We start from the raw sequence: 24,126 nt of genomic DNA on the forward strand, positions 1-24,126 counted from the left end.
CCCTCCCGAAAAACGCCAAAACCGAAAACCGTTACCGCCCATGCGCCGTCTTCGCTCTCTCCTGCCGTCCCTGCTGCTGTCCGCCGCCTGGTTCGCCGCCCCGCTCGCCTTGCAGGCCGATCCGGCCAACAAGGCCGCGCCGCCCATCGTCGGCGCCGGCGCCCATTTCGCCTGGGTGATCTTCCACGAGCTGAAACCGGAACTGGAACGGGCCAGCGGCCGGCGCCTGGAACTGCACGGGCGCCATTCGGCCCTGGGCATGGGCTGCGGCGCCGGACTCGAGAATGCCGCCCGCCACAGCCCCATGAACGAAACCTTCGGTTTCGTCTGCTGCGCCATCGACGACGCCGAACTGGCCCGCCGCGGCCTGGTGTTGCACCCGCTGGCCCGCGAACCCCTGCTGATCCTGGTCAATGCGGCCAATCCGGTGCGCAACCTCGACACCGCACAGGTACGGGCCATCTTCCACGGCACGATCCGCAACTGGCGGGAAGTGGGCGGCCCGGATCAGCCCATCGTGGTCGTCACCCGCCTGCACTGCAAGCAGCGCCCCGGCCACTGGAAGCGGATCCTCCCCCGCGCCGAAGACTTCCGGCCCGACCGTATCGACGTGGCCAGCGCCGAGGAGATGGTGCGCAAGCTCAACGACTTCCGCTGGGCCATCGGCCACCTGGGCGCCACCTGGGCCTTCCGGCCGGAGGACCGCGTGCGGGCGCTGACCATCGACGGCCATGCCCCCACCGCCGCCAACCTGGCCGCCGGCCGCTATCCCTTCTACCGCCAGCTCGGTGCCGTGGTGCGCGCCGATGCCCGCGGAGACGTGCTCAAGGTGATCTCGGCCGTGGAACACAGCCGGGCCCTGCGCCAGGTGGCCCGCCGGTACGAACTGCTGCCTCTCGCCGGCGAGACGCCCTGAGCCGCGCTTCCGGCGATGCACAGCTACCGCGTCAAGCTGCTCGCCTACACGCTGGCCCTGCTGGTCCTGCTGGTGGGCTCGCTGGGCTTCACCTACCGCTATGTCTACGCCCTGATCGACGAGGAAGGCGATCAACACCTGACGGCCATCACCGACCTGCTCGACAGCCATCTGCAAGCGCAGCGGCTCGACGATCTGCGCAACGCCAGCATCGTGGCCCGGCATCCGCGGGTGAGCGAATACCTCTTCGCCGTGGTGGAGATCGGCACCGAACCCGACCCCCTGCGGATCCTCTACGAGCGGGAATTCCGCTGGATCCCCGCCGACCGCTTCCTGATCCTCGGCCGCGACAACCGCATCCTGGTCGGCCGGGATGCGGCCGACCTGGCACTGCAGGTGCGCAACGCCCGCCAGCAGCGCCCCGCAGGCAGCTTCTACTTCTACAACCGCCGGGGCCTGCAGCACGTGGCCTATGCCCCGATCTACTACCAGAACCGCTTCCTCGGCACCGTGGCCATCGGCCGCCTGCTGGATCGCCGCTGGCTGCGGGAACAGCCCCAGAACCGGACCGGCGTGCTGTTTCTCTCCTATGCCGGACGGATCATCGACAGCGCCCTGACCGGGCTCGCGGGCCTGCCCATCGCCAGCGACGCCACCCGCCTGCGGGGGGCCGGGCACCGCTACCGACTGGCCCGCCTCGATCTGCGTCCCGCGCGAGGCGACATGCCCGTGCTGTGGTTCGGCCTGGACGAGACGGCCCTGCGCACGCGCCTCGATCACCATCGCCGGACCATCTTTCTGATCGCCGGCAGCAGTGCCCTGGTGATCCTGCTGTTCGGGCTGCTGATCATCCGCCAGTTCACCCGTCCCCTGTCGGCGCTGGTGGCCATCACCCGGGAAGTGGCCGACGGCCGCCTGCCGCAATTGTCCAAATCGACGCGGCGGGACGAGATCGCCGTGCTGGCCAACCATTTCGCCGACATGCTCCAGGCCCTGCGCCGCAAGGAAGAGGAAGTGGCCCAGGCCCGCGCCGAACTGCAGAAGACCGCCACCACCGACAGCCTCACCGGGCTGTACAACCGTCGGCACCTCGCCGACGTGTTCCCCAAGCTGCTGGCCCGGGCCCGCCGCCAGGGCAGTCGCCTGTTCGGGGTGCTGATCGATCTGGACAAGTTCAAGCCCGTCAACGACACCCACGGCCACATCTGCGGCGATCGGGTCCTGGAACGCTTCGCCGCCCGCCTGCGGGAACACTCCCGGGTCAACGACTACCTGTTCCGCATGGGCGGCGAGGAATTCCTGGTGCTCACGGAAACACCGGATCGGGACGGCGTGGTGGCCCTGGCCGAGAAGCTGCGCCAGGCCATGGCCACCCTGCGCATCACCTGCAACGGCCAGACCATCGGCTTCACCATCAGCTGCGGGATCAGCGAGGCCGACATCCAGCTCGACACCACCGCCAGCCTGCGGGACATGCTCACCCGCGCCGACGCCGCCCTCTACCGCGCCAAGCAGTCGGGCCGCAACCGGGTATGCGTGGACGGCGAGCCGCCGTGCAAACCGATTGAACCGGATGCCGACACGGGGTAACGTAGCCGCCATGGACACCCTCAGCATCGGTTTCATCGGCGGCGGCAACATGGCCCGCAGCCTCATCGGCGGCATGCTCGCCGCCGGCCACCCGGCCAGCCGGATCTGCGTGGCCGATCCCGATCCGGCCACCCGCGAACGGCTGCAACAAGAGGCCGGAATCGAGACCCACGCCGACAACCAGGCCGTGGTCGACCACTGCGACGTGGTGGTGCTGGCGGTCAAGCCCCAGGTGCTCAAGACCGTGGCCACGGCCCTCGAGCCGGCCCGCCGCCCCGGCCAGCTGTTCCTGACCGTGGCCGCCGGCATCCGCACCGACTCCCTGGCCCGCTGGCTGGGCAGCGAAACCCCCATCGTGCGCGCCATGCCCAACACCCCGGCCCTGGTCCAGGCCGGCGCCAGCGCCCTGTACGCCACGCCCCGGGTCAGCGGCGCCCAGCGCGAGGCCGCCGAATCGATCCTGCGCGCGGTGGGCGTGGTGCAATGGGTCGACGACGAGGATCTGATGGACGTGGTGACCGCCCTCTCCGGCAGCGGCCCGGCCTACCTGTTCCTGGTGATGGAAGCCATGGAGCGGGCCGCCGTGGATCTCGGCCTGCCGCAGGAGACGGCCCGCCTGCTCACCGTGCAGACCGCTTTCGGCGCGGCCAAGCTGGCGCTGGAGATCGAGGAGGATCCGGCCGTGCTGCGCGAGAACGTCACTTCCCCCGGCGGCACCACCGAGGCGGCCCTGCGGGCGCTGCGCGAAGGCGGACTCGAGGCGCTGTTCGCCAAGGCCATCACCGCCGCCCGCGACCGGGCCGTGGAACTGGCGGCCCAACTGGGCGAATGAACGGAGCGCACGGACGATGAGCTATCTCGGCAACGCCGGCGTGTTCCTGGTGAGCGTGCTGTTCGGCTTCTTCGAGGTGCTGGTGGCGGTCCGCCTGCTGATGCAGCACGTGCGGGCCGACTTCTACAACCCGCTCGCCCGGTTCGTGGTCAGGGCCACCAACCCCCTGCTGCGCCCCCTGCGCCGGGTGATTCCGCCCCTGGGCCGGTTCGACAGCGCCTCGCTGGTGCTCTGGCTGCTGTTGACCGTGGCCGAGCTTTCGCTGATCACCCTCCTGCTCGGCCGCCCCTTCCCGGCGCCCGCCGGCCTGTTCCTGTGGGCCATGGCCGACATGCTCAACCTGCTGATCTGGATCTGGCTGTTCTGCATCTTCGTGCTGGCCATCGCCAGCTGGATCAATCCCGGCAGCTACAACCCGGCCCTGGCCCTCATGGCCCGGATCAGCGAGCCGGTGCTCAGGCCGGTGCGCCGCCTCCTGCCGCCCATGGGCGGGCTGGATCTCTCTCCCATGCTGGCCATCCTGGCCCTGTACCTGGCGCAGATGCTGCTGGTGGCCCCGCTGCGGGATCTGGCCTTCCGCCTGGCCGCCTGAGCCATGGACGCCGGCTGGTACCGCTGGCAGGACGACGTGCTGATCCTGCAGGTGCACGTCCAGCCCCGCGCCAGCCGGGACGAGATCGTCGGCCCCCACGGCGACGCCCTCAAGATCCGAATCACCGCCCCGCCCGTCGAAGGCCGCGCCAACCGCCAGCTCACGGCCCTGCTGGCCAGGACCTTCGGCGTGCCCAGGGGCGCGGTGGAGCTGGCCGGCGGGGAAAGCGGGCGCCGCAAGCGGTTCCGGATCCGCCAGCCCCGGCGGCTGCTCGAGGGCATGGCCGCCCCCTGACAGGTTGTTGAAAGTGAGACGTCCGTCACAATTCCCGCAGAGAACCGTTTCCGCCCGGCGCCCCGCACAGCCGGCGAGCCCACAAGCATTTTCCCTTTGATTTCAATTATTTGTTATTGAGGTGTCGGCGCGGCGCACGGCCCGGGTGCCGCTTCCGGGCAGGCCCGACCATTAAACCCGGCAGGCAAATTGCCGCTAAACTTGTCCAGGCAGCCGCGCCGGGGGCGCGGGTTGCAAAAACCGTACAATCGGTCACAATCGATCGAAGACAATAAAATCAATCAGCTACCGCACCGGGTTCACGCAACATGGCAACCGATCGCTTTACCGACCAGATGCAGGCCTACGGACGCTGGCGCACCGATCTGATCGGCGCCATCGACCGCTACCGGGCCTGGCTCGACGCCAACGGCATGGGCAGTCCCGAAACCGAGCTGCGGATCTTCGAACTGGTGGAAGCCCTCAAGTCGGACCGCCTGACCATCGCCTTCGTGGCCGAATTCGCCCGCGGCAAGACCGAACTCATCAACGCCATCTTCTTCTCCGAGTACGACCGCCGCCTGCTGCCCTCGGAAGCCGGGCGCACCACCATGTGCCCCACCGAACTGTTCTACGACTCGGACGCCGACGAAAGCTACATCCGCCTGTTGCCCATCGAAACCCGCCTGGAGGACAAGTCCATCCAGGAACACAAGCTCGAGCCCATCAACTGGACCACCATCAAGCTCGACACCAACTCGGCCGAGGCGATGGCCGAGTCCTTCAAGGAAGTGATCAAGACCAAGCGGGTGCCGGCCCCGGTGGCGGCGAAACTGGGCCTGCACGATCCGGCCCAGGCCGAATCGGCCGAGATGGTCGAGATCCCCATGTGGCGTCACGCCATGATCAGCTTCCCCCATCCCCTGCTCAAGGAAGGCCTGACCATCCTCGACACCCCCGGCCTCAACGCCCTGGGCAACGAACCGGAACTGACCCTCAACATGCTGCCGGCCGCCCAGGCGGTGATCTTCGTGCTGGCCGCCGACACCGGCGTGACCCAGTCGGATCTCGAGATGTGGAACAGCTTCGTCAAGCCACTGGGCGCAGACGCCAAGCACTCGCGGCTGGTGGTGCTCAACAAGGTGGACACCCTGTGGGACGAGCTCAAGGGCGAGGAAGCGGTGCAGGAATCCATCCGCAGCCAGTGCAAGTCGGTGGCGCGCATGCTGGATCTGGACGAGGCGGCCATCTTCCCGGTCTCGGCCCAGAAGGGCCTCCTGGCCAAGATCCGCACCGATCGGGAACTGCTGGACAAGAGCAACATCCTGGCCCTGGAATCCATCCTCGCCCAGGACATCCTGCCCCGCAAGCAGGACATCGTGCGCGAGACCATCGTTGGCGAGATCGGCGGCATGGCCCGGGAATCCCACGACCTCATCGCCTCACGCCTGGCCGACACCAACCGCCAGCTCAAGGAGCTCAAGGGCCTGTCGGGCAAGAACGAGGACGTGATCGCCCACCTGATGAAGAAGACCCGCGAGGAGCAGGCCACCTACCACAAGTCGGTGGAGAGCTTCACCGTCAACAAGCGCATGTTCGCCGAGAAGCACGCCCAGCTGCTGAACCTGCTGAGCCTCAACAAGCTCGACCGGCTGATGGCCAAGACCCGCAAGGAGATGACCGGCACCTGGACCACCGCCGGCCTGAAGAACGCCATGAAGGAGTTCTTCGACATCGTCACCACCACCATCCGCGAGGCCAGCGCCCAGACCGATCAGATCAACACCCTGCTGCAGACCATCTACCGCCAGTTCCACAAGGAGCACGGCCTCTCCGAGGTCAAGCCCAAGTTCTTCAGCATGGCCCGCTACAAGCGGGATCTGGAACGCCTGCACCACGAAGCCGAGGCCTACCGTAAGAGCCCCGTCACCACCATGACCGAGCAGTCCTTCGTGGTGAAGAAGTTCTTCATCTCCATGGTCAGCCACGCCCGCAACACCTTCTTCCAGGCCCACCAGGAAGCCGACGCCTGGGGCAAGTCGGCCATGGCACCGCTGGTCTCGCGCATCAAGGAACACAAGCACCAGATGGAAAAGCGCCTGGAGAGCCTGCGCAAGATCAACGAATCCCGCGACACCCTCCAGCAGCGCATCGCCGAACTGGAAGAGGCCGCCGCCCAGCTCTCCACCCAGCTCGCCGACATCGACGGCCTCATGCAGACCCTCGGCAAACCCCTCGAAGCCGGGAGCGAGGAAGCGGAGAAAGTGGCCTGATGTAAAGGGACGAGGGCCGAGTGGCGAGGGGAATCGGTTCACAACCACGAAAACGCATGGCATGTGCAATGCTTTTCGACCTCCCGAGCTGACACATTCCTCTTCGGCCACCACCACGCCACTCGGCCCTCGGCCCTACCCTGCCGGCATTGCCATGCCGTCAGGGCATGCCGTAGACTTCTCCCTTTCCCGTAGCACGGCCAACGCCCCGGACTTCCATGCCCGATACCCTGCCTGCCGATTCGGTTGGACTGGTCAGCCCGCAGAAACTGCGTTTCGACGAGCCGCTGGCGCTCGACTGCGGCCGCACCCTGCCCGCCTATGAGCTGGTCTACGAGACCTACGGCGAGCTGAACGCCGAACGCACCAACGCGGTGCTGATCTGCCACGCCCTGTCCGGCGACCATCACGCGGCCGGCTATCATCGCCTGGACGATCGCAAGCCCGGCTGGTGGGAGACCTGCATCGGCCCCGGCAAGCCCATCGACACCAACCACTTCCACGTGGTCTGTCTCAACAACCTCGGCGGCTGCAAGGGCAGCACCGGCCCCATGAGCATCAACCCGGAGACCGGCAAGCCCTACGGGCCCGACTTCCCCATCGTCACGGTCCGCGACTGGGTGCGCTCCCAGGCCCGGCTGGCCGAGCGCCTGGGCATCGAACAGTGGGCCGCGGTGATCGGCGGCAGCCTGGGCGGCATGCAGGCCCTGCAGTGGGCCATCGACTTCCCCGAGCGCCTGCGCCACGCGGTGGTGATCGCCGCCGCCCCCAAGCTCTCGGCCCAGAACATCGGCTTCAACGAAGTGGCCCGCCAGGCCATCATGTCGGACCCGGACTTTCACGACGGCCGCTACTACGAACACGGCACCCTCCCCCGCCGCGGCCTGGCCCTGGCGCGCATGCTCGGCCACATCACCTACCTCTCCGACGAGGCCATGCGCGCCAAGTTCGGCCGCGAGCTGCGCGAAGGCAAGCTCAACTTCGGTTTCGACGTGGAGTTCCAGGTGGAGAGCTATCTGCGCTATCAGGGCCAGTCCTTCGTCGAGAAGTTCGACGCCAACACCTATCTGCTGATGACCAAGGCCCTGGACTACTTCGATCCGGCCGCCGACTACGACAACGACCTGGCCCGAGCCCTGGCCCGGGCCCAGGCCGAGTTCATGGTCATGTCCTTCACCTCCGACTGGCGCTTCGCCCCCGCCCGTTCGCGGGAGATCGTCAAGGCCCTGGTGGACAGCCGCAAGCCGGTTTCCTATGCCGAGATCGAGGCCCATCACGGCCACGACGCCTTCCTGATGCCGATCCCCGACTACCTGGCCACCTTCACGGCCTACATGACCCGGGTACGGGAGGGCCGGCCATGACCGCACTGCGCCCCGAGCTGCGCACCATCGCCGACTGGATCGCCCCCGGCAGCCGGGTGCTGGATCTGGGCTGCGGCGAGGGCACCCTGCTGGCCCACCTGCGCCGCGAACGCCAGGTGGACGGCTACGGCCTGGAAATCGACCCGGCCAAGATCGTGCGTGCCATTGACAACGGCATCAACGTGATCCAGAGCGATCTCGACGTGGGCCTGTCGGAATTCGAGGACGCCAGCTTCGACTACGTGGTCATGACCCAGACCCTGCAGGCGGTCCACTACCCCGACCGCCTGCTGGAAGACATGCTGCGGGTCGGCCGCGAAGGCGTCATCACCTTCCCCAATTTCGGCCACTGGCGCTGCCGGCTGCAACTGCTCGGCGGCCACATGCCGGTGACCGCCTCCCTGCCCCACACCTGGTACAACACCCCCAACATCCACCTCTGCACCCTGCGCGATTTCGAGGAACTGTGCGCCGAAAAGGGCTTCGCCGTCCTCGAGCGCACGGTGGTCGACCAGGCCCACCGCAGCACCCTGGCCATGCGCCTGCTGCCGAACCTGATGGGCGAAGTGGCCCTCTACCGCTTGCGCAACGGCTGAGGCGCCACCATATCCTCCTTGTCAAGGGGATTTTCCCGGGCTTCTTGACTATGCTTTGAGTAACAGCACCAAATATCAGCCCACGGCCCAGTTCAGGCACTGAGCCCGCCCCTGGCGGGCGGAACCCGATGAGGGTAATCAACTGGTGTCGTGGTGTGGTGCGTTTGGTCAAGCCAACAACCACAACAACAATCGCGGAGGTGCATCATGATTCGATTCCTGCAAACCGGAATACTGACCCTGTTCCTCGCCCTGGCCGGCCCGGCCCTGGCCGACGACGAGTATTCCCGCACCGTCGGCGACTACGTGGTCTATTACAATGCCTTCACCACCGACACCCTGGCCCCCCAGGTCGCCAAGCAATACGGCATCAAGCGCTCCCGCCACCGGGCCATGTTCAGCATCGCCGTGCAGAAGAAGGTGATGGGCATGCCGGGCAAGCCGGTTCACGCCAAGGTCACGGGCCGGGCCATCAATCTCAACAACCAGGTCAAGCAACTCGAACCGCGGGAAATCGTCGACGGCACGGCCATCTACTACATCGGCGAATTCGGCGTCGCCCACCGGGAGACCCTCACCTTCGAATTCCGCATTCAGCCCGAAGGGGCCGCCGAGCCGTTCACCATCAAGTTCCGCAAGACCTTCTACACCAACTGAACGCGGCCTCGCGGCAGGGCCGGACGAGCCGCCCGCACGCCCGGCCCCTGCCGTTCATGGGGTTTCGCCTTCATGGCCAACAGGCTGTTGAAAAAGCCCACGGAGGGGCTCTTTCAACAGCCTGCTAAAGCCCGGCACCGTTCTGCCGACAAATCGGCTATCATCCTCCCGGCCATGAACATGTTGCGTCGTCTCCCATCGTCAACGGCGGCCCCCGCCACCGCTTCCCCCAGCAACCCGGCCATGCCCGGCCAAACCTGCGAGTGAGACCCAGGTTCATGCGCCTGCGCTTCTCCACCCGGCTGATCCTCGGCGTCATCCTCATCGAGGCCGTGATGCTCAGCGCCCTGGTCTGGAACTCGGTGCGCCTGATCAGCTCCAGCCACGAGGCCCAGCTGCTCAAGAACATCGAGGCCCAGACCCGGCTGCTGGCCGCCTCCCTGCAACCGGGCCTGGCCAGCAACGACCGGGCCCTGCTGTCCGATGCCCTGACCCTCCTGGAAGGTAATCCCGGCATCCGCTACGTGACGGTCACCGATCGCGAAGGCCGGCCCATGGCCCGGCTCGGCAACCCGCCGGAGAAGCTGCCCGAACCCGACACCCGCTTCGCCTCCGCCCAGCGCGACGGCGTGTACAACGTGCGCCAGCCCGTGGTGCTCTACGGCCAGACCCTCGGCACCCTGCACATCGGCTACGACATCGCCTTCGTGCAGGATCTCATCGACACCACCCGCCAGCAGAACAGCCTGATCGCCGCCGCCGAGCTGGGGCTGTCGATCCTGCTCACCATCCTGCTCGGCCTGTATCTCACCCGCAATCTGCGCAAGCTGGAGCTGGGTGCCGAAGCCCTGGGACGGGAAGAACTGGACCATCGCATCGACCTCCCCGCCGACGACGAGATCGGCGCCGTGGCCAGCGCCTTCAACCGCCTGGCCGATCACCTGAAACAAACCCGGCAGACCCTGCGCGAGGAACACGCGGCCCTGGCCCGGGAAAAGCAGCGCATGGAAACCCTGCTCAACAACATCAAGGCCGTGATCATGGAAGCCGATCCGGCCACCATGCAGTTCCACTTCGTCAGCCGGGAAGCCGAAACCCTGCTCGGCTATCCGGTCGAAGACTGGTACCGGCCCGGCTTCTGGCGCCAGCGCCTGCATCCCGACGATTTCGACTGGGTGTTCAACACCCTGCAGGAACAGACCCGGCTGCCCGGCGAATACAGCCTGGACTACCGGCTCCAGCACCACAGCGGCGAATACGTCTGGGTGCGCTGCCTGTACAGCATCGAGCACCAGGACGAGCGGCAGATCATCCGCGGCCTGCTCATCGACATCAGCGAACAGAAGCAGACCGAAGAGCGCATCGTGTTCCTGGCCAACCACGACCCGCTCACCAACCTCTACAACCGCCGCCGCTTCCAGGAACACCTGGAACGGCAGATCGCCTATGCCCGGCGCTTCAAGATCCACTCGGCCCTGCTGTTCGTGGATCTGGATCAGTTCAAGTACATCAACGACACCCTGGGCCATCAGGCCGGCGATCAATGCCTGATTTCCGTGGCCCACGTGTTTCGCGCCAGCCTGCGGGAGATCGACATCCTCGGCCGCATGGGCGGCGACGAATTCGGCATCATCCTGCCCAACGTGGACGAGCAGGGCGCCCTCACCGTGGCCCGCAATCTCATCGATCGCCTGGAAGCGGAAGTGCGCGTCCCCGCCGATCCCAACATCCGCCTCAGCGCCAGCATCGGCATCGCCCTGTTCCCCGAGCAGGGCACCACCCCCGCGGAACTGCTGGCCAAGGCCGATGCCGCCATGTACACCACCAAGCGCCAGGGCCGCAGCCGGGTGCACGTCTACCAGCCGGACGACCGGGAACTGCTCAACATGAAGGCCAAGGTGCACTGGGAGAACCGCATCAACCATGCCCTGCGCCATGACCGCTTCCTCCTCCACTACCAGCCCATCGTCTCCCTGCCCGATCACCGCATCAGCCATTACGAGGTCCTGCTGCGTCTGCGGGAGGAAAACGGCGAACTGATCTATCCCGGCGCCTTCCTCGAGATCGCCGAGCGCTTCGGCCTGATCCGCGACGTGGACGAATGGGTGATCCGCAACGCGATTGCCGAGCAGGCGCGCAGCATCCGCGACGGCCTGCCCGTCACCCTGGCCATCAACCTCTCGGGCCGCCACTTCGGCGATCCCGACTTCGTGACCCTGGTGCGCGAATGCCTGGCGGAGAGCCAGGCCGATCCCGCCCGGCTGATCTTCGAAGTCACCGAAACCGCCGCGGTGGAGAACCTCACCGCCGCCGAACGCTTCATCGAACCGCTGCGCGAACTGGGCTGCCGCCTCGCCCTCGACGACTTCGGCGTGGGCTATTCCTCTTTCCATTACCTGAAGAACCTGCCGGTGGACATGATCAAGATCGACGGCAGCTTCATCCGGCACCTGCACCAGAACCGCGCCGATCAGGCCATCGTGCGGGCCATCACCGATCTCTCCCGCGGCATGGACATCCAGACCGTGGCCGAATTCGTCGAAAACCGCGCCATCCTCGACAAGCTCGAGGAACTGGGCGTGGACTACGCCCAGGGCTACCACATCGCCATGCCCGGCCCCGACTTCCTCCACGAACCGGACGACGAAGCCTCCCTGCAGCTGCGGATCCGCTGAACGCGGCAGCGGACGGCGGGAGATTGAACGTCTTGAAATTGTGCTGACACAAACGACACCGATGTGGGGCGGGTGTAGGCCGGCTCAAGCGCAGCGGAGCCGGCAAAAATCGTGTCATCCCGACATGGCAGGCTCCGCTGCGCTTGAGCCGCCCTACGGACTGAATGCGGTAGCGGGGAGCGGGTAGCCTGGAAAAGCGTCGGGGGTGGCAGGTAACGGGCCGGTTTCCAACATTCAACCCGCGCTTCGCGACTCGCGTCGCTCCCACGGATTTCCGTTCTTGCAGGATACAAGCCCCCTGTAGGAGTGGCGCAAGCCGCGACAACCGATACCAGGAAAAAACACTGTTTTCCTCGGCCCTCGCACCTCGTCACTCGTCCCTGTTCTTTCGCGGCGCAAGCCGCGACAACCTGTACCGGCCGGTTTTCCCAGCCACCCGCTACCCGCCACCCAGCACTCCCACGGCCCGCCACACCTCCAGCCCCCCGAAGGCCATCACCAGCAGGCCCGCCGCCCGGCGCACGCCCGGCCTTGCGACAAACCGCCTCAGGTGCTGCGCAAACAGCCCCATGGCCAGCAGATTGGGCAGGGTGCCGAGGCCGAAGGCCAGCATCAGGAGGGCGCCCTGCCCGGCGCTGCCGGCGGCCATCGCCCAGATCAGCACGCTGTAGACCAGGCCGCAGGGCAGCCAGCCCCACAGCGCCCCGAGCAGCAGCGCCTGCCAGACATGGCGCACCGGCAAGAGGCGGCGGCCGGCCGGCTCGATGCGCCGCCAGAGTCGCCCGCCAACGGCCTCCACCCGGCGCAACACGCCCCACCACCCGGCCAGATAGAGCCCCAGCAGGATCAGAAAGCCCCCGGCCAGCCCCAGCAGGACCTGCTGCCAGACCCGAATGTCCAGCAGATGCCCGGCCACCGCCGTCACGCCCCCCACCAGCGCCCCGGCGACCGCATAGCTCGCCAACCGCCCCAGGTTGTAGGCCAGCTGCAGGGGCAGACTCCCCCGCCAGCCCTGCCGCTGTGCCGGCAAGCCCAGGCTCAGCGCCCCCACGATTCCCCCGCACATCCCCACGCAGTGCACCCCACCCAACAGGCCCACCACCAACGCCGCCAGCAGCGAATATTCGATCATCCGGCGGCCTCCTTCGGGTTCGCTGCAAATAACGCAGAGGGCGCAGAGACGCAGAGTGCGCAGAGGGCGATCCGATTTTTTCGTTCGTCTTGTCGGACGGGCATCATCAGAATCCCTCGTGTCGAAAATTCCTGACGCCACCCATCATCCATTGCTCTGCGCCCTCTGCGTCTCTGCGCCCTCTGCGTTCCTTCCACTACTGTTCGCAAGCGGCGACGACTGCCGGAGCAGGTACCAGGCCAGGCCGATGGCGGGCAGGCCGAGGGCCGAGGCGTAGAGGAAGAAGACGACATAGTCGCTGGCGTCGACGACGATGCCGGAGAAGCCGGCGACGATCTTCGGCACCAGGGTCATGAGGGAGCTGAACAGCGCATACTGGGTGGCAGTGTAGGCGCGGTTGGTGAGGCTCGACAGGTAGGCGATGAAGGCCGAGGTGGCGAAGCCGCCGCTGAAGCTGTCGGCGCTGATCACCACCGACAGCATCACGAGGTCGTGCCCGAGGAAGGCCATGAGGGCGAACAGGAGGTTGGTCAGCACCACTGCCACCGCCCCGGCCAAAAGCGGCCGTCCGATGCCATAGCGCACCACCAGCACGCCGCCGAGGCCGGCGCCGAGCAGGGTCATGAAGAAGCCCAGCAGCTTGGTGACGTTGGCCACTTCGATCTTGCTGAAGCCCAGATCGTAATAGAAGGGATTGGCCATGGCGGCCATGGTGATGTCGGTGATCCGGAACAGGCCGATGAACAGCAGGATGATGATGGCCAGCCGGCCGTTGCGGCTGAAGAAGTCGGTGAAGGGGCAGATCACCGCGCCGATGAACCAGGCCACTGCCGCCCGCAGGCGTGGCGGCAGGCGCGAATCGCCGGCCAGGTAGCGGATCACCCGCGCCTCGTTCTCCCAGGTGGTGCGGCCAATGGCGTGATCCGGCTCGCGGACCTTCAGCACCGTGAGCATGCCCACGCCCATCAGGGCCGCCATGATCACGTAGGCCTGGGTCCAGCCGAGGAACTCGGCCAGGTAGAGGGCGCCGGCGCCGGCCACCAGGGTGCCGAGGCGATAGCCGCCGATGTACATGGCGGCCATGGCGCCCTGGTATTCGGCGTCGAGGATCTCGATGCGGTAGGCGTCCAGGGCCACGTCCTGGGTGGCCGAGGCGAAGGCCACGCCGAGCGCGGCCAGGGCGAACAGCCCGGTGTGCAGGCGCGGATCGATGTGCGCCATGGCCAGCAGGCCGGCGGCGATCCCGATCTGGCCGAACAGCATCCAGCTGCGGCGCTTGCCGAGCCAGCGGGTCAGTCCCGGCAGGGGCAGGCGATCGACCACCGGCGCCCACAGCACCTTGATGGAATAGGTGACCCCCACCCAGCTGAAGAAGCCGATCACCGTGCGGCTGATCCCCGCTTCCGCCAGCCAGCGCGACAGGGTACTGAACACCAGCAGAAAGGGCAGGCCGGCGGCAAAACCCAGCAACAGCATGGCCAGCAGCTGCGGCCGGCGATAGACGATCCAGGCCTCGCGCCAGCTGTGCAGAGTGGGAAGCGGCATGTCGGGAAAGAGGATGCAATCGGAATGGAGTGCTGGTACTTTACCATGAACCCCGCTTTCACCGCGTCCAGGGAGGCCGCATGTCACCGAAATCGCTTCGCGTGCTGGTCATCGTGCTGCTCTCGATCGCGCTCGTGGCGGCTGCCATCGGGTGGCTGACCCGTCCCAAACCGGTGGCCGTGGTGGTGCAGACGGTGACCACCGGCCTGGTACAGGACACGGTGGCCAACACCCGGGCCGGCACCGTCAAGGCCTGCCGCCGGGCCGGGCTGTCGCCCACCATCGGCGGCCAGATCGTCCGCCTGCCGGTGCGCGAAGGCGACGCGGTCAAGGCCGGCCAGATCCTGATGGAGTTCTGGAACACCGATCGCCGCGCCCGCCTCGCCCTGGCCCGCAACGAATTTGCCGCGGCCCAGGCCCGCGCCAACCAGGCCTGCGTGCTGGCCGACGTGGCCCGGCGCAACGCCGAACGCCTGCGCACGATGAAGAAGCAGGGCCTGGCCTCCGACGAGGCCATCGATCAGGCCGACGGCGAAGCCAAGGCCAGGGCCGCCGCCTGCCGCGCCGCCCAGGCCCAGGCCGAGGTCGCCCGCAGCCGCATTCACGTGGCCGAGGCGGCCCTGGATCAGACCCGCCTCAAGGCCCCCTTCGACGGCATCGTGGCCGAGATCAACGGCGAAATCGGCGAGTTCGTCACACCCTCGCCGGTAGGCGTGGCCACCCCGCCGGCCGTCGATCTCATCGACCGCCAGTGCCTCTACATTTCGGCGCCCATCGACGAAGTGGACGCGCCGAAGATCCGTGCCGGCATGACCGCCCGCCTCTCCCTCGACGCCTATCCCGGCCGGATCTTCCCCGGCCACGTGCGCCGGGTCGCCCCCTATGTGCTGGAAGTGGCCCGCCAGGCCCGCACCGTGGACGTGGAAGCCGAATTCGACCGCCCCGAAGACAGCCGCGGCATGCTGCCCGGCTACAGCGCCGACATCGAAGTGATCGTGGCCGAGAAAGACAACGTCCTGCGCGTGCCCACCGAAGCGATCCTCGAAGGCGACAAGGTGCTGGTGTTCCATGAAGGCGAGCCCCTCGAACAGCGCACCATCGAAACCGGCCTGAGCAACTGGGAATGGACCGAAGTGACCCGGGGCCTGCGCGAAGGCGAAACCGTGGTGGTCTCCGTCGACCGCAAGGGCGTCGAACCCGGCGTCCCGGCGGTGCGGGAATCCGTGGAACCCTGAACCGGCACGGGTGGAAGAAACGCAGAGGGCGCAGAGACGCAGAGGACGCAGAGAATGTGTTTGCTTGAAAAACCTTGTTCGATCCCTCGCACCACAGTGCAAATGGTGCCCGGCCAGAGACGTTACCCGTCTCTGTGCCCTCTGCGTTCTTTCCAGTGCCTTCCGATGAGATGATCGATCTCGAACACATCCACCGCGATTTCCGGGTCGGCGATCAGATCGTCCACGCCCTGGACGACGTGAGCCTGCGCATCGAGGCCGGCGACTACGTTTCGATCATGGGCCCGTCGGGGTCGGGCAAATCCACGCTGCTGAACATCATCGGTCTGCTCGACCGGCCCACGGCCGGCACCTACCGGCTCAACGGGCGCGACGTGACCGACCTCTCCGACACGGAGCAGGCCGAGGTGCGCAACCGCGAGATCGGCTTCGTGTTCCAGGCCTTTCACCTGGTGCCGCGGCTGACCGCCTTCGAGAACGTGGAGCTGCCACTGGTGCTGGCCGGGGTGGAACCGGCCGAGCGCCAGCGGCGGGTGCGCGAGGCCCTCGCCGCCATGGGGCTGACGACGCGGGCCCACCACAAGCCCGATCAGCTCTCGGGCGGACAGCGCCAGCGGGTGGCCATCGCTCGCGCCACCATCATGCGGCCCAACGTGATCCTGGCCGACGAGCCCACCGGCAACCTGGATCACCGCGCCGGCGGCGAGGTGATCCGCACCCTCGAGGATCTCAACGCCGCGGGGATCGCGCTCATCGTGGTGACCCACGATCCCCTGGTGGGTGAGCGGGCGCGGCGCCGCCTGCACATGCTCGACGGCCGTCTGGAGCGGGATCTGCAGTCCTCCCATGCGCCTGCATAGCCGCGACATCGGCCACTTCGCCTGGGGCGCGCTGCGCGGCTATCCGGGCCGCACTTTCCTGATGCTGCTGGCCATGGCCATCGGCGTGGCCGCCGTGATCGTGCTCACCGCCCTCGGCGAGGGGGCGCGCCGCTACGTGGTGGGCGAGTTCTCCGCCCTGGGCACCAATCTCGTGATCGTGATCCCCGGCCGTTCCGAAACCGGCGGCCTCAATCCCAGCACCCTGATGGGCGAGACACCGCGGGATCTGACCATTGGCGACGCCCGGGCCCTGACCCGCAGCGCCAACGTGCGCCGGGTGGCGCCCCTGAACGTGGGGCAGGCGGAAGTGAGCTGGGGCGGCCGCGCACGCGAGGTGGTGATCGTCGGTGCCACGCACGAATACCTGGCCATCCGCCACTGGAAGCTGGGCCAGGGTCGCTTCCTGCCCGCCGCCAAGTGGGAGCAGGCCCTGCCGGTGGCCGTGATCGGCGGCAAGATCCGCCGCGAACTGTTCGGCCCCCGGCGCGCCCTGGGGCAGTGGCTGCGGATCGGCGACCGCCGCTACCGGGTGATCGGCATCCTCGCCTCGAAGGGACGCTCCATCGGCGTGGACGTGGAAGACCTGGTGATCATTCCCGTGGCCTCGGCCCAGCAGCTGTTCAACACCCCGTCGCTGTTCCGGATCCTCGTGGAGGCGCGTTCGCGGGAGGCCATCGCGCCGGTGAAGCGCTTCATCGTCGAGACCCTGCAGCGCCGCCACCAGGGGGTGAAGGACGTGACGGTGATCACCCAGGATGCGGTGCTGGCCACTTTCGACCGGATCCTCGGCGCTCTCACCTACGCCGTCGGCGGCATCGCCGCCATCTCCCTGGCGGTGGCCGGGATCCTGATCATGAACGTGATGCTGGTGGCCGTCTCCCAGCGCACCGCCGAGATCGGCCTGCTCAAGGCGCTGGGGGCCTCGCGGCGCACCATCAGCGTGCTGATCCTGGCCGAGGCGATCCTGCTCTCGGGCCTCGGCGCCCTCGGCGGCCTGCTGCTGGGCCTGCTCGGCAACGTGGCGATCCGCAAGCTGCTGCCGGTGCTGCCGGCGCAGACGCCCCTGTGGGCCCTGCTCGCGGCCCTGGCGGTGGCGGTCGTCACCGGCCTGCTGTTCAGCCTGTTGCCGGCCCGGCGGGCCGCGGCGCTGGATCCGGTCCTGGCCCTGTCCCGGAGGTGAGCCCATGCGCGCCCGCGATTTCCTCCACCTGACCGGCGCCTCCCTCGTCGCCCACCGCCTGCGCAGCGGGCTCACCGCGCTCGGCATCGCCGTGGGCATCGCCGCGGTGATCGTGCTCACCGCCATCGGCGAGGGCCTGCACAAGTTCGTGCTCGCCGAGTTCACCCAGTTCGGCACCACCCTGATCGCCATCAATCCGGGCAAGGCCACCACCGCCGGCTCCAGCATGGGCGTGTTCGGCACCAACCGGCCCCTGACCCTCGACGACGCCGCGGCCCTGCGCCGCCTGCCCTACGTGGAGGCGGTGGTGCCCTTCGTGATGGGCAACGCCGAAGTGGACGCCGGCGAGCGCCGCCGGCGCACCAACGTCTACGGCGCCGGCCCGCAGATGCCCGAGGCCTTCCGCATGCACGTGCGCTCGGGGCGCTTCCTGCCGCCCGACGATCCGACCGCCCCGCGGGCCTTCGCGGTGCTCGGCAGCAAGCTGCGCCAGGAGCTGTTCGGCAACCGGAATCCCCTCGGCCAGCGGATCGCCATCGCCGGCAGTCGCTACCGCGTGATCGGGGTGATGGAACCCAAGGGCACGGTGCTGGGCTTCGATCTGGACGACACGGTGTATATCCCCGCGGCCCGCGCCCTGGGCCTGTTCAACCGCGACTCGCTGTTCGAGATCGACGTGCTGTACCGGGAACAGACCCCGGTGGAGAAGGTGGTGGAAGGGATCCGCAAGACCCTGATCGCCCGCCACGGCAAGGAAGACTTCACCATCACCACCCAGCAGCAGATGCTGGACGTGCTCGGCTCGGTGCTCGACGTGCTGACCTTCGCCGTGGGCGCCATCGGCGGCATCTCCCTGCTGGTGGGCAGCATCGGCATCGTCACCATCATGACCATCGCCGTCAACGAACGCACCGCCGAGATCGGCCTGCTGCGCGCCCTCGGCGCCCGCCGCCGTCAGGTGCTGGCCCTGTTCCTCGGCGAGGCCATGGTGCTCGCCGCCCTCGGCGGCCTGGCCGGCCTGCTGCTGGGCATCGGCACTGCCTGGCTGCTGCACGCCCTGATCCCCGCCCTGCCGGTGCACACCCCCCTGACCTTCGTGATCCTCGCCGAAACCCTCTCCCTCCTCATCGGCCTCGCCGCCGGCGTCCTCCCCGCCCGCCGCGCCGCCCGCCTCGACCCGGTGGTGGCGCTGCGGGCGGAATAGCACTTTTTGATACTCGGTGGAAGGAACGCAGAGGACGCGGAGACGCAGAGAGCGCAGAGCAGGAAAATCATTTCGTAGGGTGCGCTCGCGCAGCCGCGGACCACCATTATCACGTTTGGATTAGTGAAACCTCGAAGAACAAAACAGGCCTCACGGAGAAGATAACGACCAGCCTTCCACGGTGCGCAGCTGCGCGAGCGCACCCTACCACCGTAGATCACAATAAATTCTCGGCGTCCTCTGCGTCTCCGCGTCCTCTGCGTTCCTTCCACCGAGCCCATCGAAACCTACAATTCGATGTCGTAATCCATGATCAACGGCGCGTGATCCGAGAACCACTTGTCCTTGTAGATCCGCGCCTTGCGGATCCGGTCTTTCAGGCCGGGGGTGACGATCTGGTAGTCGATGCGCCAGCCCACGTTCTTTTCGCGGGCGCGGCCGCGATTGGACCACCAGGTGTACTGGCCGGGACGGGGATCGACCACGCGGAAGGCGTCCACGTAGCCCAGTTCGTCGAACAGGCGATCCAGCCAGGCCCGTTCCTCGGGGGTGCAGCCCGAGTTCTTCTGGTTGCTCTTCCAGTTGGTGATGTCGATCTCCCGGTGCACGATGTTGAAGTCGCCACAGATGATGAACTCCCGCCGCTGGCGGCGCAGGCGGCGAAACTCCTCGAACAGGCGCTCCATGAACTGCAGCTTGCGCTGGTGCCGCTCGGGGCTGGCCGAGCCCGAGGGCAGGTAGAAGGAGACGATGCTCAGATCCGCGTAGTCGGCCTGCAGCCAGCGGCCCTCGCTGTCCACCGGATCCCAGCCCAGCCCGCGCACGATGCGCCGGGGTTCCTTGCGCGCGAACAGCGCCGTGCCGCTGTAACCCTTCTTTTCGGCATCGAAATAATAGGTATGAAAGGCCTTCGGATAGTAGCCGCCGTCGAGCTGGTGCTCCTGGGCCTTGGTCTCCTGCAGGCAGACCACGTCGGCCCGCTGATGGCGCAGCCAGTCGAAGAAACCCTTGCGCGCGGCGGCGCGGATGCCGTTGACGTTGAAGGTGATGACCCGCAGCATGGCTGACTCCCGTCGTGAACGCGAAAGCGTGTATCATACACGCCCCGCGAAACCACCCGAAACGATCCCATGCTCCCCTACCAGAAGGCTTTCATCGATTTCGCCCTCGAGCGCCAGGTTCTGCGCTTCGGCGAGTTCACCCTCAAGTCGGGCCGCATCAGCCCCTACTTCTTCAACGCCGGCCTGTTCAACACCGGCGAGGCGCTGGCCCGCCTCGGCCGCTTCTACGCCGAAACCATCGTGCGTGGCGCACCGGAATTCGACGTGCTGTTCGGCCCCGCCTACAAGGGCATCCCCCTGGCCAGCGCCGCCACCATCGCCCTGGCCGAGCATCACGGCCACGACATCCCCTGGTGCTTCAATCGCAAGGAAGCCAAGGACCACGGCGAGGGCGGCAACCTGGTCGGCGCGCCCCTCGACGGGCGGGTACTGATCATCGACGACGTGATCACCGCCGGCACCGCCATCCGCGAATCCATGGCCATCATCGAGGCCCACGGCGCCACCCCCGCCGGCGTGGTGATCGCCCTGGACCGCCAGGAACGGGGCACCGGCGAGAAATCGGCGATCCAGGAAGTGGAGGAGACCTACGGGATTCCCGTGATCAGCATCGTGAAGCTCGCGGATCTGATCCGGTATCTCGGCGAACGGCCGGAGATGCAGGCACACCTGGAACGGGTGCAGGCCTACCGCGACGAATACGGCATCGAAGCCCGGTAACCCTCCGCAGATCGGGCTTCAGCCCGACAAACCTCCTGTCGGCCCGACGTGTGTCGGCCTGAAGCCGACCTGCATCTGCCACGCCTACCCCCAGATCAGCTTGATCCCCACCAGCACCGTCACAATCTCGTAGGCCAGCTTGATCCAGCGGCTGCCGCGGGCGATGGCGAAGTGGGCGCCAACATAGCCGCCCAGGGCCGAGGCCACCAGCAGCACCGGCACCCAGTCCCACTGCACCTGGCCGAGCAGACCGAGCGTGAGGGCCCCGCTGCCGTTCCAGAACAGCCCCACCAGCACCAGGGTGTAGGCCACCGCCCGCTTGTAGTCGAGACCGAACCAGCGCACCAGCCAGAGGGTGACGAACAGCCCGGTCCCGGAGGTGAGGGAGCCGTTGAGGATGCCGATGGCGAACAGCACGCCGCCACCGATGAGGTAGCCGCGCCGGTTGCGGTGGGCGGCCTCGGCCACGAGGCCGAGACCCGGCTTCGAGCGGGAATAGAGCCCGAGGCCGAGGGTGAGGATGCCGAGGGCGATTTCCGCCGGGCGGTCCGGCACCCGCAGCACCAGGCTGGCGCCCAGCACCACGCCGGGCACGCCGGTGGCGAGGATCAGCAGGGCGAAACGCCAGTCCAGCGCCTTCTCCTGGAGCTGGCGGGCGGTGGCGCCCACGCCGAGGGCCACGCTTGCCAGCTTGTGGGTGGCCAGTGCTACACTGAACGGGAGTCCGAGAAAAATCAGTGCCGGTAGCTGCAGCAGCCCCGCGCCTCCCCCGGCGAAGGCGGAAAAGGCATTGGCCACCAGCGAGACGAAGAACAAGAGGACATAGTCGAGCATGCGCCGGGGAAGACCATGAAGAGGAAAGGATGAGCCGCTATATACCCCGAATCCTGCAGCGGTGCAAAACGGGCCTGTGGCCGGTGCTGGGGCTGGCCCTGCTGCTGGCCGCGGGCCCGGCCGGCGCCGGCAGCCGCATCAAGTGCTGGGTGAACAAGGACGGCATTCGCGAGTGCGGCCAGTTCGTGCCCCCCGAGTACGCCCAGCAGCGCATCGAGATCATCAACGAGCGCGGCATCGTGGTGGACGTGATCGAGGCGGCCAAGAGCCGCGAACAACTGGCCCGGGAAGCGGCGGAACGCCGGCGGCGGGCCGAGCAGAAGCGCCGCGACGAGATCCTGCTCAACACCTTCACCACCGAACGCGACATCGAACTGGCCCGCAAGAGCCGCATCCAGGCCATCGAGAGCATCATCGCCATCACCAACAGCAACACCCGCTCCCTGAAGGCCAACCTGAACCGGGTGCAAAAACGCGCCGCCGATTTCGAACGCGCCGGCGAGGAGCCGCCGAAGGAGCTGTTCGAGGAGATGGAAAGCCTCAAACGCCAGATCAGGGACAACGAGGAATTCGTGGCCAAGAAACAGCGCGACATCATCGCCCTGGAAAAACGCTTCGACGCGGATCTGAAACGCTTCCGCGAACTGAAGGGGATTGCGCCTTCAGCGGAGAAGGCGCCGGATTCCCAGGCGCACGGCGAAAGTCACACCCACTGAAACGCCCCCCCGTGTAGGAGCGGCGCAAGCCGCGACCCATGCAGGGCCGAGTGGCGAGGGCCGAGGAAAAACGCGGCTGGTTGGCTTCGGTGGCCTCGGCCCTCGCCACTCGTTCCTCGGCACTGTCCGTTCGCGGCTTGCGCCGCGCCTACGGCGACGGGTGTGACAACCGGCCAACCCTTCTGGCAAATCAGGGCTTGCGGCGCCCGTGTTGCAACATCCGGGTTGGTGGTTTCATGGTCAAGACACTCGCCACTCCTCCGTGATCTCCGTGTCTCCGTGTCTCCGTGCCCTCCGTGTTCCTTCCACCGCCCTTCCCGAAAGCCCCCTCAGCCGAGCAATTCCGCCAGCATCGCCCACTGGTCCTCCCACAGCTCCAGGGGGCGGCGGCGGAAGCCGCTGCGCACGAACTGGTTGATGCGGCCTTCGACCACGGCCAGCAGGAGGTTGGCCAGGGGGGCGACGGGGCGGTCCGGGGGGAGCTGGCCGGCCAGTTCGCCTTCGCGCAGGATCTGCTTGAACTGGGTTTCCAGCCGTTCGTAGAACTGGTTGATGCGCTGGCGCAGGCGTTCGGTCTCGCCCACCAGCACGTCGCCGGCCAGCAGGCGGCACAGGCCGGGGTTGCGCTCGGCGAAGCCCAGCAGCAGGGCCATGAGCCGTTCGCAGCGGCCGAGGACGGTCTTGTCCCGTTCCAGGATCTGGTTGGTGAGGCCGAACACCGAATCCTCGATGAACTCGATGAGCCCCTCGAACATGCGGGCCTTGCTGGGGAAGTGGCGGTACAGGGCGGCTTCGGAGACGCCCACGGCCCGGGCCAGGCCGGCGGTGGTGATGCGCTCGCCGGGCGAGCGTTCCAGTTCCTGGGCCAGGGTCTCGAGGATCTGCTGGCGGCGGGAAGATTTGCGGCCCGTCTCGCTCATGGGTTCACCGCTTGATCAGGGTGCCCACGCCGGCGTCGGTGAGCACTTCGAGCAGCACGGCATGGGCCACCCGGCCGTCGATGATCTGGGCGGTGTTGACCCCGGACTGCACCGCATCGAGGGCGCAGCGGATCTTGGGCAGCATGCCACCGTGAATGGTGCCGTCGGCGATCAGCTCCGCCACCCGTTCCGCCCTGAGGCCGGTGAGCAGCTCGCCGTCCCTGTCCAGCACGCCGGGGGTGTTGGTGAGCAGGATCAGTTTCTCCGCCTGCAGGGTGCTGGCCAGCTTGCTGGCCACCAGATCGGCGTTGATGTTGTAGGACTGGCCGTCCTCGCCCACGCCGATGGGGGCGATGACCGGAATGAAGTCACTGTTCTCGAGCATGCGCAGCACGGCCGGATCGATGCTCGCCACTTCGCCCACGTGGCCGATGTCGATGATCTCGGGGGCGTTCATCTCCGGGTCCTGGCGCGCGAAGGTGAGCTTGCGGGCGCGGATCAACCTGCCGTCCTTGCCGGTGAGGCCCACGGCCTTGCCGCCGTGCTGGTTGATGAGGTTGACGATCTCCTTGTTCACCAGCCCGCCGAGGACCATTTCCACCACGTCCATGGTCTCGCTGTCGGTGACCCGCATGCCCTCGACGAAGGTGGACTCCTTGCCGATCTGCTCGAGCATGTTGCCGATCTGCGGGCCGCCGCCGTGCACCACCACCGGGTTCATGCCCACGGTCTTCATCAGCACGATGTCGCGGGCGAAGCCGCTCTTGAGCCGATCGTCCACCATGGCGTTGCCGCCATACTTGATGACCAGGGTCTTGCCGTGGAAGCGCTGGATGTAGGGCAGCGCCTCGGAGAGAACCTTGGCGATCTGGTGGGCGTCGGCGGGCGGGATGGGCATGCTCGGTTTCCGGTGAGTCAATCAGCGCGGCA

The 24,126-nt window shown here is 67.3% G+C and carries 22 protein-coding genes; 16 read left to right on the forward strand and 6 right to left on the reverse strand.

All coding sequences use genetic code 11. From position 1 onward, the window contains the following. Positions 1 to 40: 40 nt before the first annotated feature. The 10 genes from ACZ5BH_RS04405 (at position 41) to ACZ5BH_RS04450 (ending at position 11,768) form a co-directional block, all read left to right on the forward strand. The gene (locus ACZ5BH_RS04405) at positions 41 to 916 is read left to right on the forward strand and encodes a substrate-binding domain-containing protein (protein WP_464890703.1); all 876 of its coding nucleotides are present in this window, start codon (positions 41 to 43) and stop codon (positions 914 to 916) included. A 15-nt stretch (positions 917 to 931) separates the two neighbouring features. Then, complete coding sequence (locus tag ACZ5BH_RS04410; protein ID WP_464890704.1) at positions 932 to 2,506, forward strand: diguanylate cyclase; 1,575 nt, start codon at positions 932 to 934, stop codon at positions 2,504 to 2,506. 10 nt (positions 2,507 to 2,516) lie between these two features. Continuing rightward, positions 2,517 to 3,338: a pyrroline-5-carboxylate reductase gene (proC, locus tag ACZ5BH_RS04415; protein ID WP_464890705.1), complete on the forward strand. Its 822-nt coding sequence runs from the start codon at positions 2,517 to 2,519 to the stop codon at positions 3,336 to 3,338. A 16-nt stretch (positions 3,339 to 3,354) separates the two neighbouring features. Continuing rightward, positions 3,355 to 3,930 carry a YggT family protein gene (locus tag ACZ5BH_RS04420; protein ID WP_464890706.1) on the forward strand — a complete coding sequence of 192 codons (576 nt, stop codon included), beginning with the start codon at positions 3,355 to 3,357 and terminating at the stop codon, positions 3,928 to 3,930. Positions 3,931 to 3,933: 3 nt separating this feature from the next. Continuing rightward, the gene (locus tag ACZ5BH_RS04425) at positions 3,934 to 4,224 is read left to right on the forward strand and encodes a DUF167 family protein (RefSeq protein ID WP_464890707.1); all 291 of its coding nucleotides are present in this window, start codon (positions 3,934 to 3,936) and stop codon (positions 4,222 to 4,224) included. A gap of 308 nt (positions 4,225 to 4,532) precedes the next feature. Beyond that, positions 4,533 to 6,476, forward strand: coding sequence for a dynamin family protein (locus ACZ5BH_RS04430; RefSeq protein WP_464890708.1), 1,944 nt, complete (start codon positions 4,533 to 4,535; stop codon positions 6,474 to 6,476). Between the two features lie 218 nt (positions 6,477 to 6,694). After that, entirely contained in the window at positions 6,695 to 7,840 is a 1,146-nt protein-coding gene (gene metX, locus ACZ5BH_RS04435) for a homoserine O-succinyltransferase MetX (RefSeq protein ID WP_464890709.1), read from the forward strand. Next, on the forward strand, positions 7,837 to 8,436 hold the full coding sequence (gene metW, locus ACZ5BH_RS04440; protein ID WP_464890710.1) for a methionine biosynthesis protein MetW: 600 nt from the start codon (positions 7,837 to 7,839) through the stop codon (positions 8,434 to 8,436). Before metX ends, metW begins: the two co-directional genes overlap by 4 nt. A 207-nt stretch (positions 8,437 to 8,643) precedes the next feature. Further along, positions 8,644 to 9,093 (forward strand): DUF4426 domain-containing protein, encoded by a 450-nt coding sequence (locus ACZ5BH_RS04445; protein WP_464890711.1) that lies wholly within the window; start codon positions 8,644 to 8,646, stop codon positions 9,091 to 9,093. 278 nt (positions 9,094 to 9,371) lie between these two features. Then, a complete protein-coding gene (locus ACZ5BH_RS04450; RefSeq protein ID WP_464890712.1) occupies positions 9,372 to 11,768 on the forward strand; it encodes a bifunctional diguanylate cyclase/phosphodiesterase in 2,397 nt (798 codons plus the stop codon). A 439-nt stretch (positions 11,769 to 12,207) separates the two neighbouring features. Here the strand turns inward: ACZ5BH_RS04450 and ACZ5BH_RS04455 are convergent, their stop codons facing one another. Further along, positions 12,208 to 12,900, reverse strand: coding sequence for a sulfite exporter TauE/SafE family protein (locus ACZ5BH_RS04455; protein ID WP_464890713.1), 693 nt, complete (start codon positions 12,898 to 12,900; stop codon positions 12,208 to 12,210). Between the two features lie 144 nt (positions 12,901 to 13,044). Continuing rightward, the gene (locus ACZ5BH_RS04460; protein WP_464890714.1) at positions 13,045 to 14,445 is read right to left on the reverse strand and encodes an AmpG family muropeptide MFS transporter; all 1,401 of its coding nucleotides are present in this window, start codon (positions 14,443 to 14,445) and stop codon (positions 13,045 to 13,047) included. Between the two features lie 80 nt (positions 14,446 to 14,525). On the opposite strand from ACZ5BH_RS04460, the gene ACZ5BH_RS04465 reads away from it, so the two are divergent. From ACZ5BH_RS04465 to ACZ5BH_RS04480, 4 genes are all read left to right on the forward strand, one after another. Continuing rightward, positions 14,526 to 15,680, forward strand: coding sequence for an efflux RND transporter periplasmic adaptor subunit (locus tag ACZ5BH_RS04465; protein ID WP_464890715.1), 1,155 nt, complete (start codon positions 14,526 to 14,528; stop codon positions 15,678 to 15,680). A 170-nt stretch (positions 15,681 to 15,850) separates the two neighbouring features. After that, complete coding sequence (locus ACZ5BH_RS04470; protein WP_464890716.1) at positions 15,851 to 16,540, forward strand: ABC transporter ATP-binding protein; 690 nt, start codon at positions 15,851 to 15,853, stop codon at positions 16,538 to 16,540. Beyond that, on the forward strand, positions 16,527 to 17,741 hold the full coding sequence (locus ACZ5BH_RS04475; protein ID WP_464890717.1) for an ABC transporter permease: 1,215 nt from the start codon (positions 16,527 to 16,529) through the stop codon (positions 17,739 to 17,741). The genes ACZ5BH_RS04470 and ACZ5BH_RS04475 overlap by 14 nt, the downstream gene beginning before the upstream one ends. Before the next feature lie 4 nt (positions 17,742 to 17,745). Beyond that, positions 17,746 to 18,945 carry an ABC transporter permease gene (locus ACZ5BH_RS04480; protein ID WP_464890718.1) on the forward strand — a complete coding sequence of 400 codons (1,200 nt, stop codon included), beginning with the start codon at positions 17,746 to 17,748 and terminating at the stop codon, positions 18,943 to 18,945. A 287-nt stretch (positions 18,946 to 19,232) separates the two neighbouring features. Here the strand turns inward: ACZ5BH_RS04480 and ACZ5BH_RS04485 are convergent, their stop codons facing one another. Next, positions 19,233 to 20,003, reverse strand: a complete 771-nt coding sequence (locus ACZ5BH_RS04485; RefSeq protein ID WP_464891192.1) for an exodeoxyribonuclease III — start codon at positions 20,001 to 20,003, stop codon at positions 19,233 to 19,235. A 72-nt stretch (positions 20,004 to 20,075) separates the two neighbouring features. Between ACZ5BH_RS04485 and pyrE the strand changes: the two genes are divergently transcribed. Next, complete coding sequence (gene pyrE, locus ACZ5BH_RS04490) at positions 20,076 to 20,726, forward strand: orotate phosphoribosyltransferase (RefSeq protein ID WP_464890719.1); 651 nt, start codon at positions 20,076 to 20,078, stop codon at positions 20,724 to 20,726. Between the two features lie 84 nt (positions 20,727 to 20,810). Here the strand turns inward: pyrE and ACZ5BH_RS04495 are convergent, their stop codons facing one another. Then, positions 20,811 to 21,560, reverse strand: a complete 750-nt coding sequence (locus ACZ5BH_RS04495; protein WP_464890720.1) for a sulfite exporter TauE/SafE family protein — start codon at positions 21,558 to 21,560, stop codon at positions 20,811 to 20,813. 29 nt (positions 21,561 to 21,589) lie between these two features. On the opposite strand from ACZ5BH_RS04495, the gene ACZ5BH_RS04500 reads away from it, so the two are divergent. After that, the gene (locus tag ACZ5BH_RS04500; protein ID WP_464890721.1) at positions 21,590 to 22,276 is read left to right on the forward strand and encodes a hypothetical protein; all 687 of its coding nucleotides are present in this window, start codon (positions 21,590 to 21,592) and stop codon (positions 22,274 to 22,276) included. A gap of 329 nt (positions 22,277 to 22,605) precedes the next feature. On the opposite strand, the gene slmA is transcribed toward ACZ5BH_RS04500, so the two are convergent. Both slmA and argB read right to left on the reverse strand, forming a co-directional pair. After that, a complete protein-coding gene (slmA, locus tag ACZ5BH_RS04505) occupies positions 22,606 to 23,196 on the reverse strand; it encodes a nucleoid occlusion factor SlmA (RefSeq protein WP_464890722.1) in 591 nt (196 codons plus the stop codon). Between the two features lie 4 nt (positions 23,197 to 23,200). Then, positions 23,201 to 24,094: an acetylglutamate kinase gene (gene argB / locus ACZ5BH_RS04510; protein ID WP_464890723.1), complete on the reverse strand. Its 894-nt coding sequence runs from the start codon at positions 24,092 to 24,094 to the stop codon at positions 23,201 to 23,203. Positions 24,095 to 24,126: the final 32 nt, after the last annotated feature.

This window comes from Thioprofundum lithotrophicum (genome assembly GCF_055387065.1).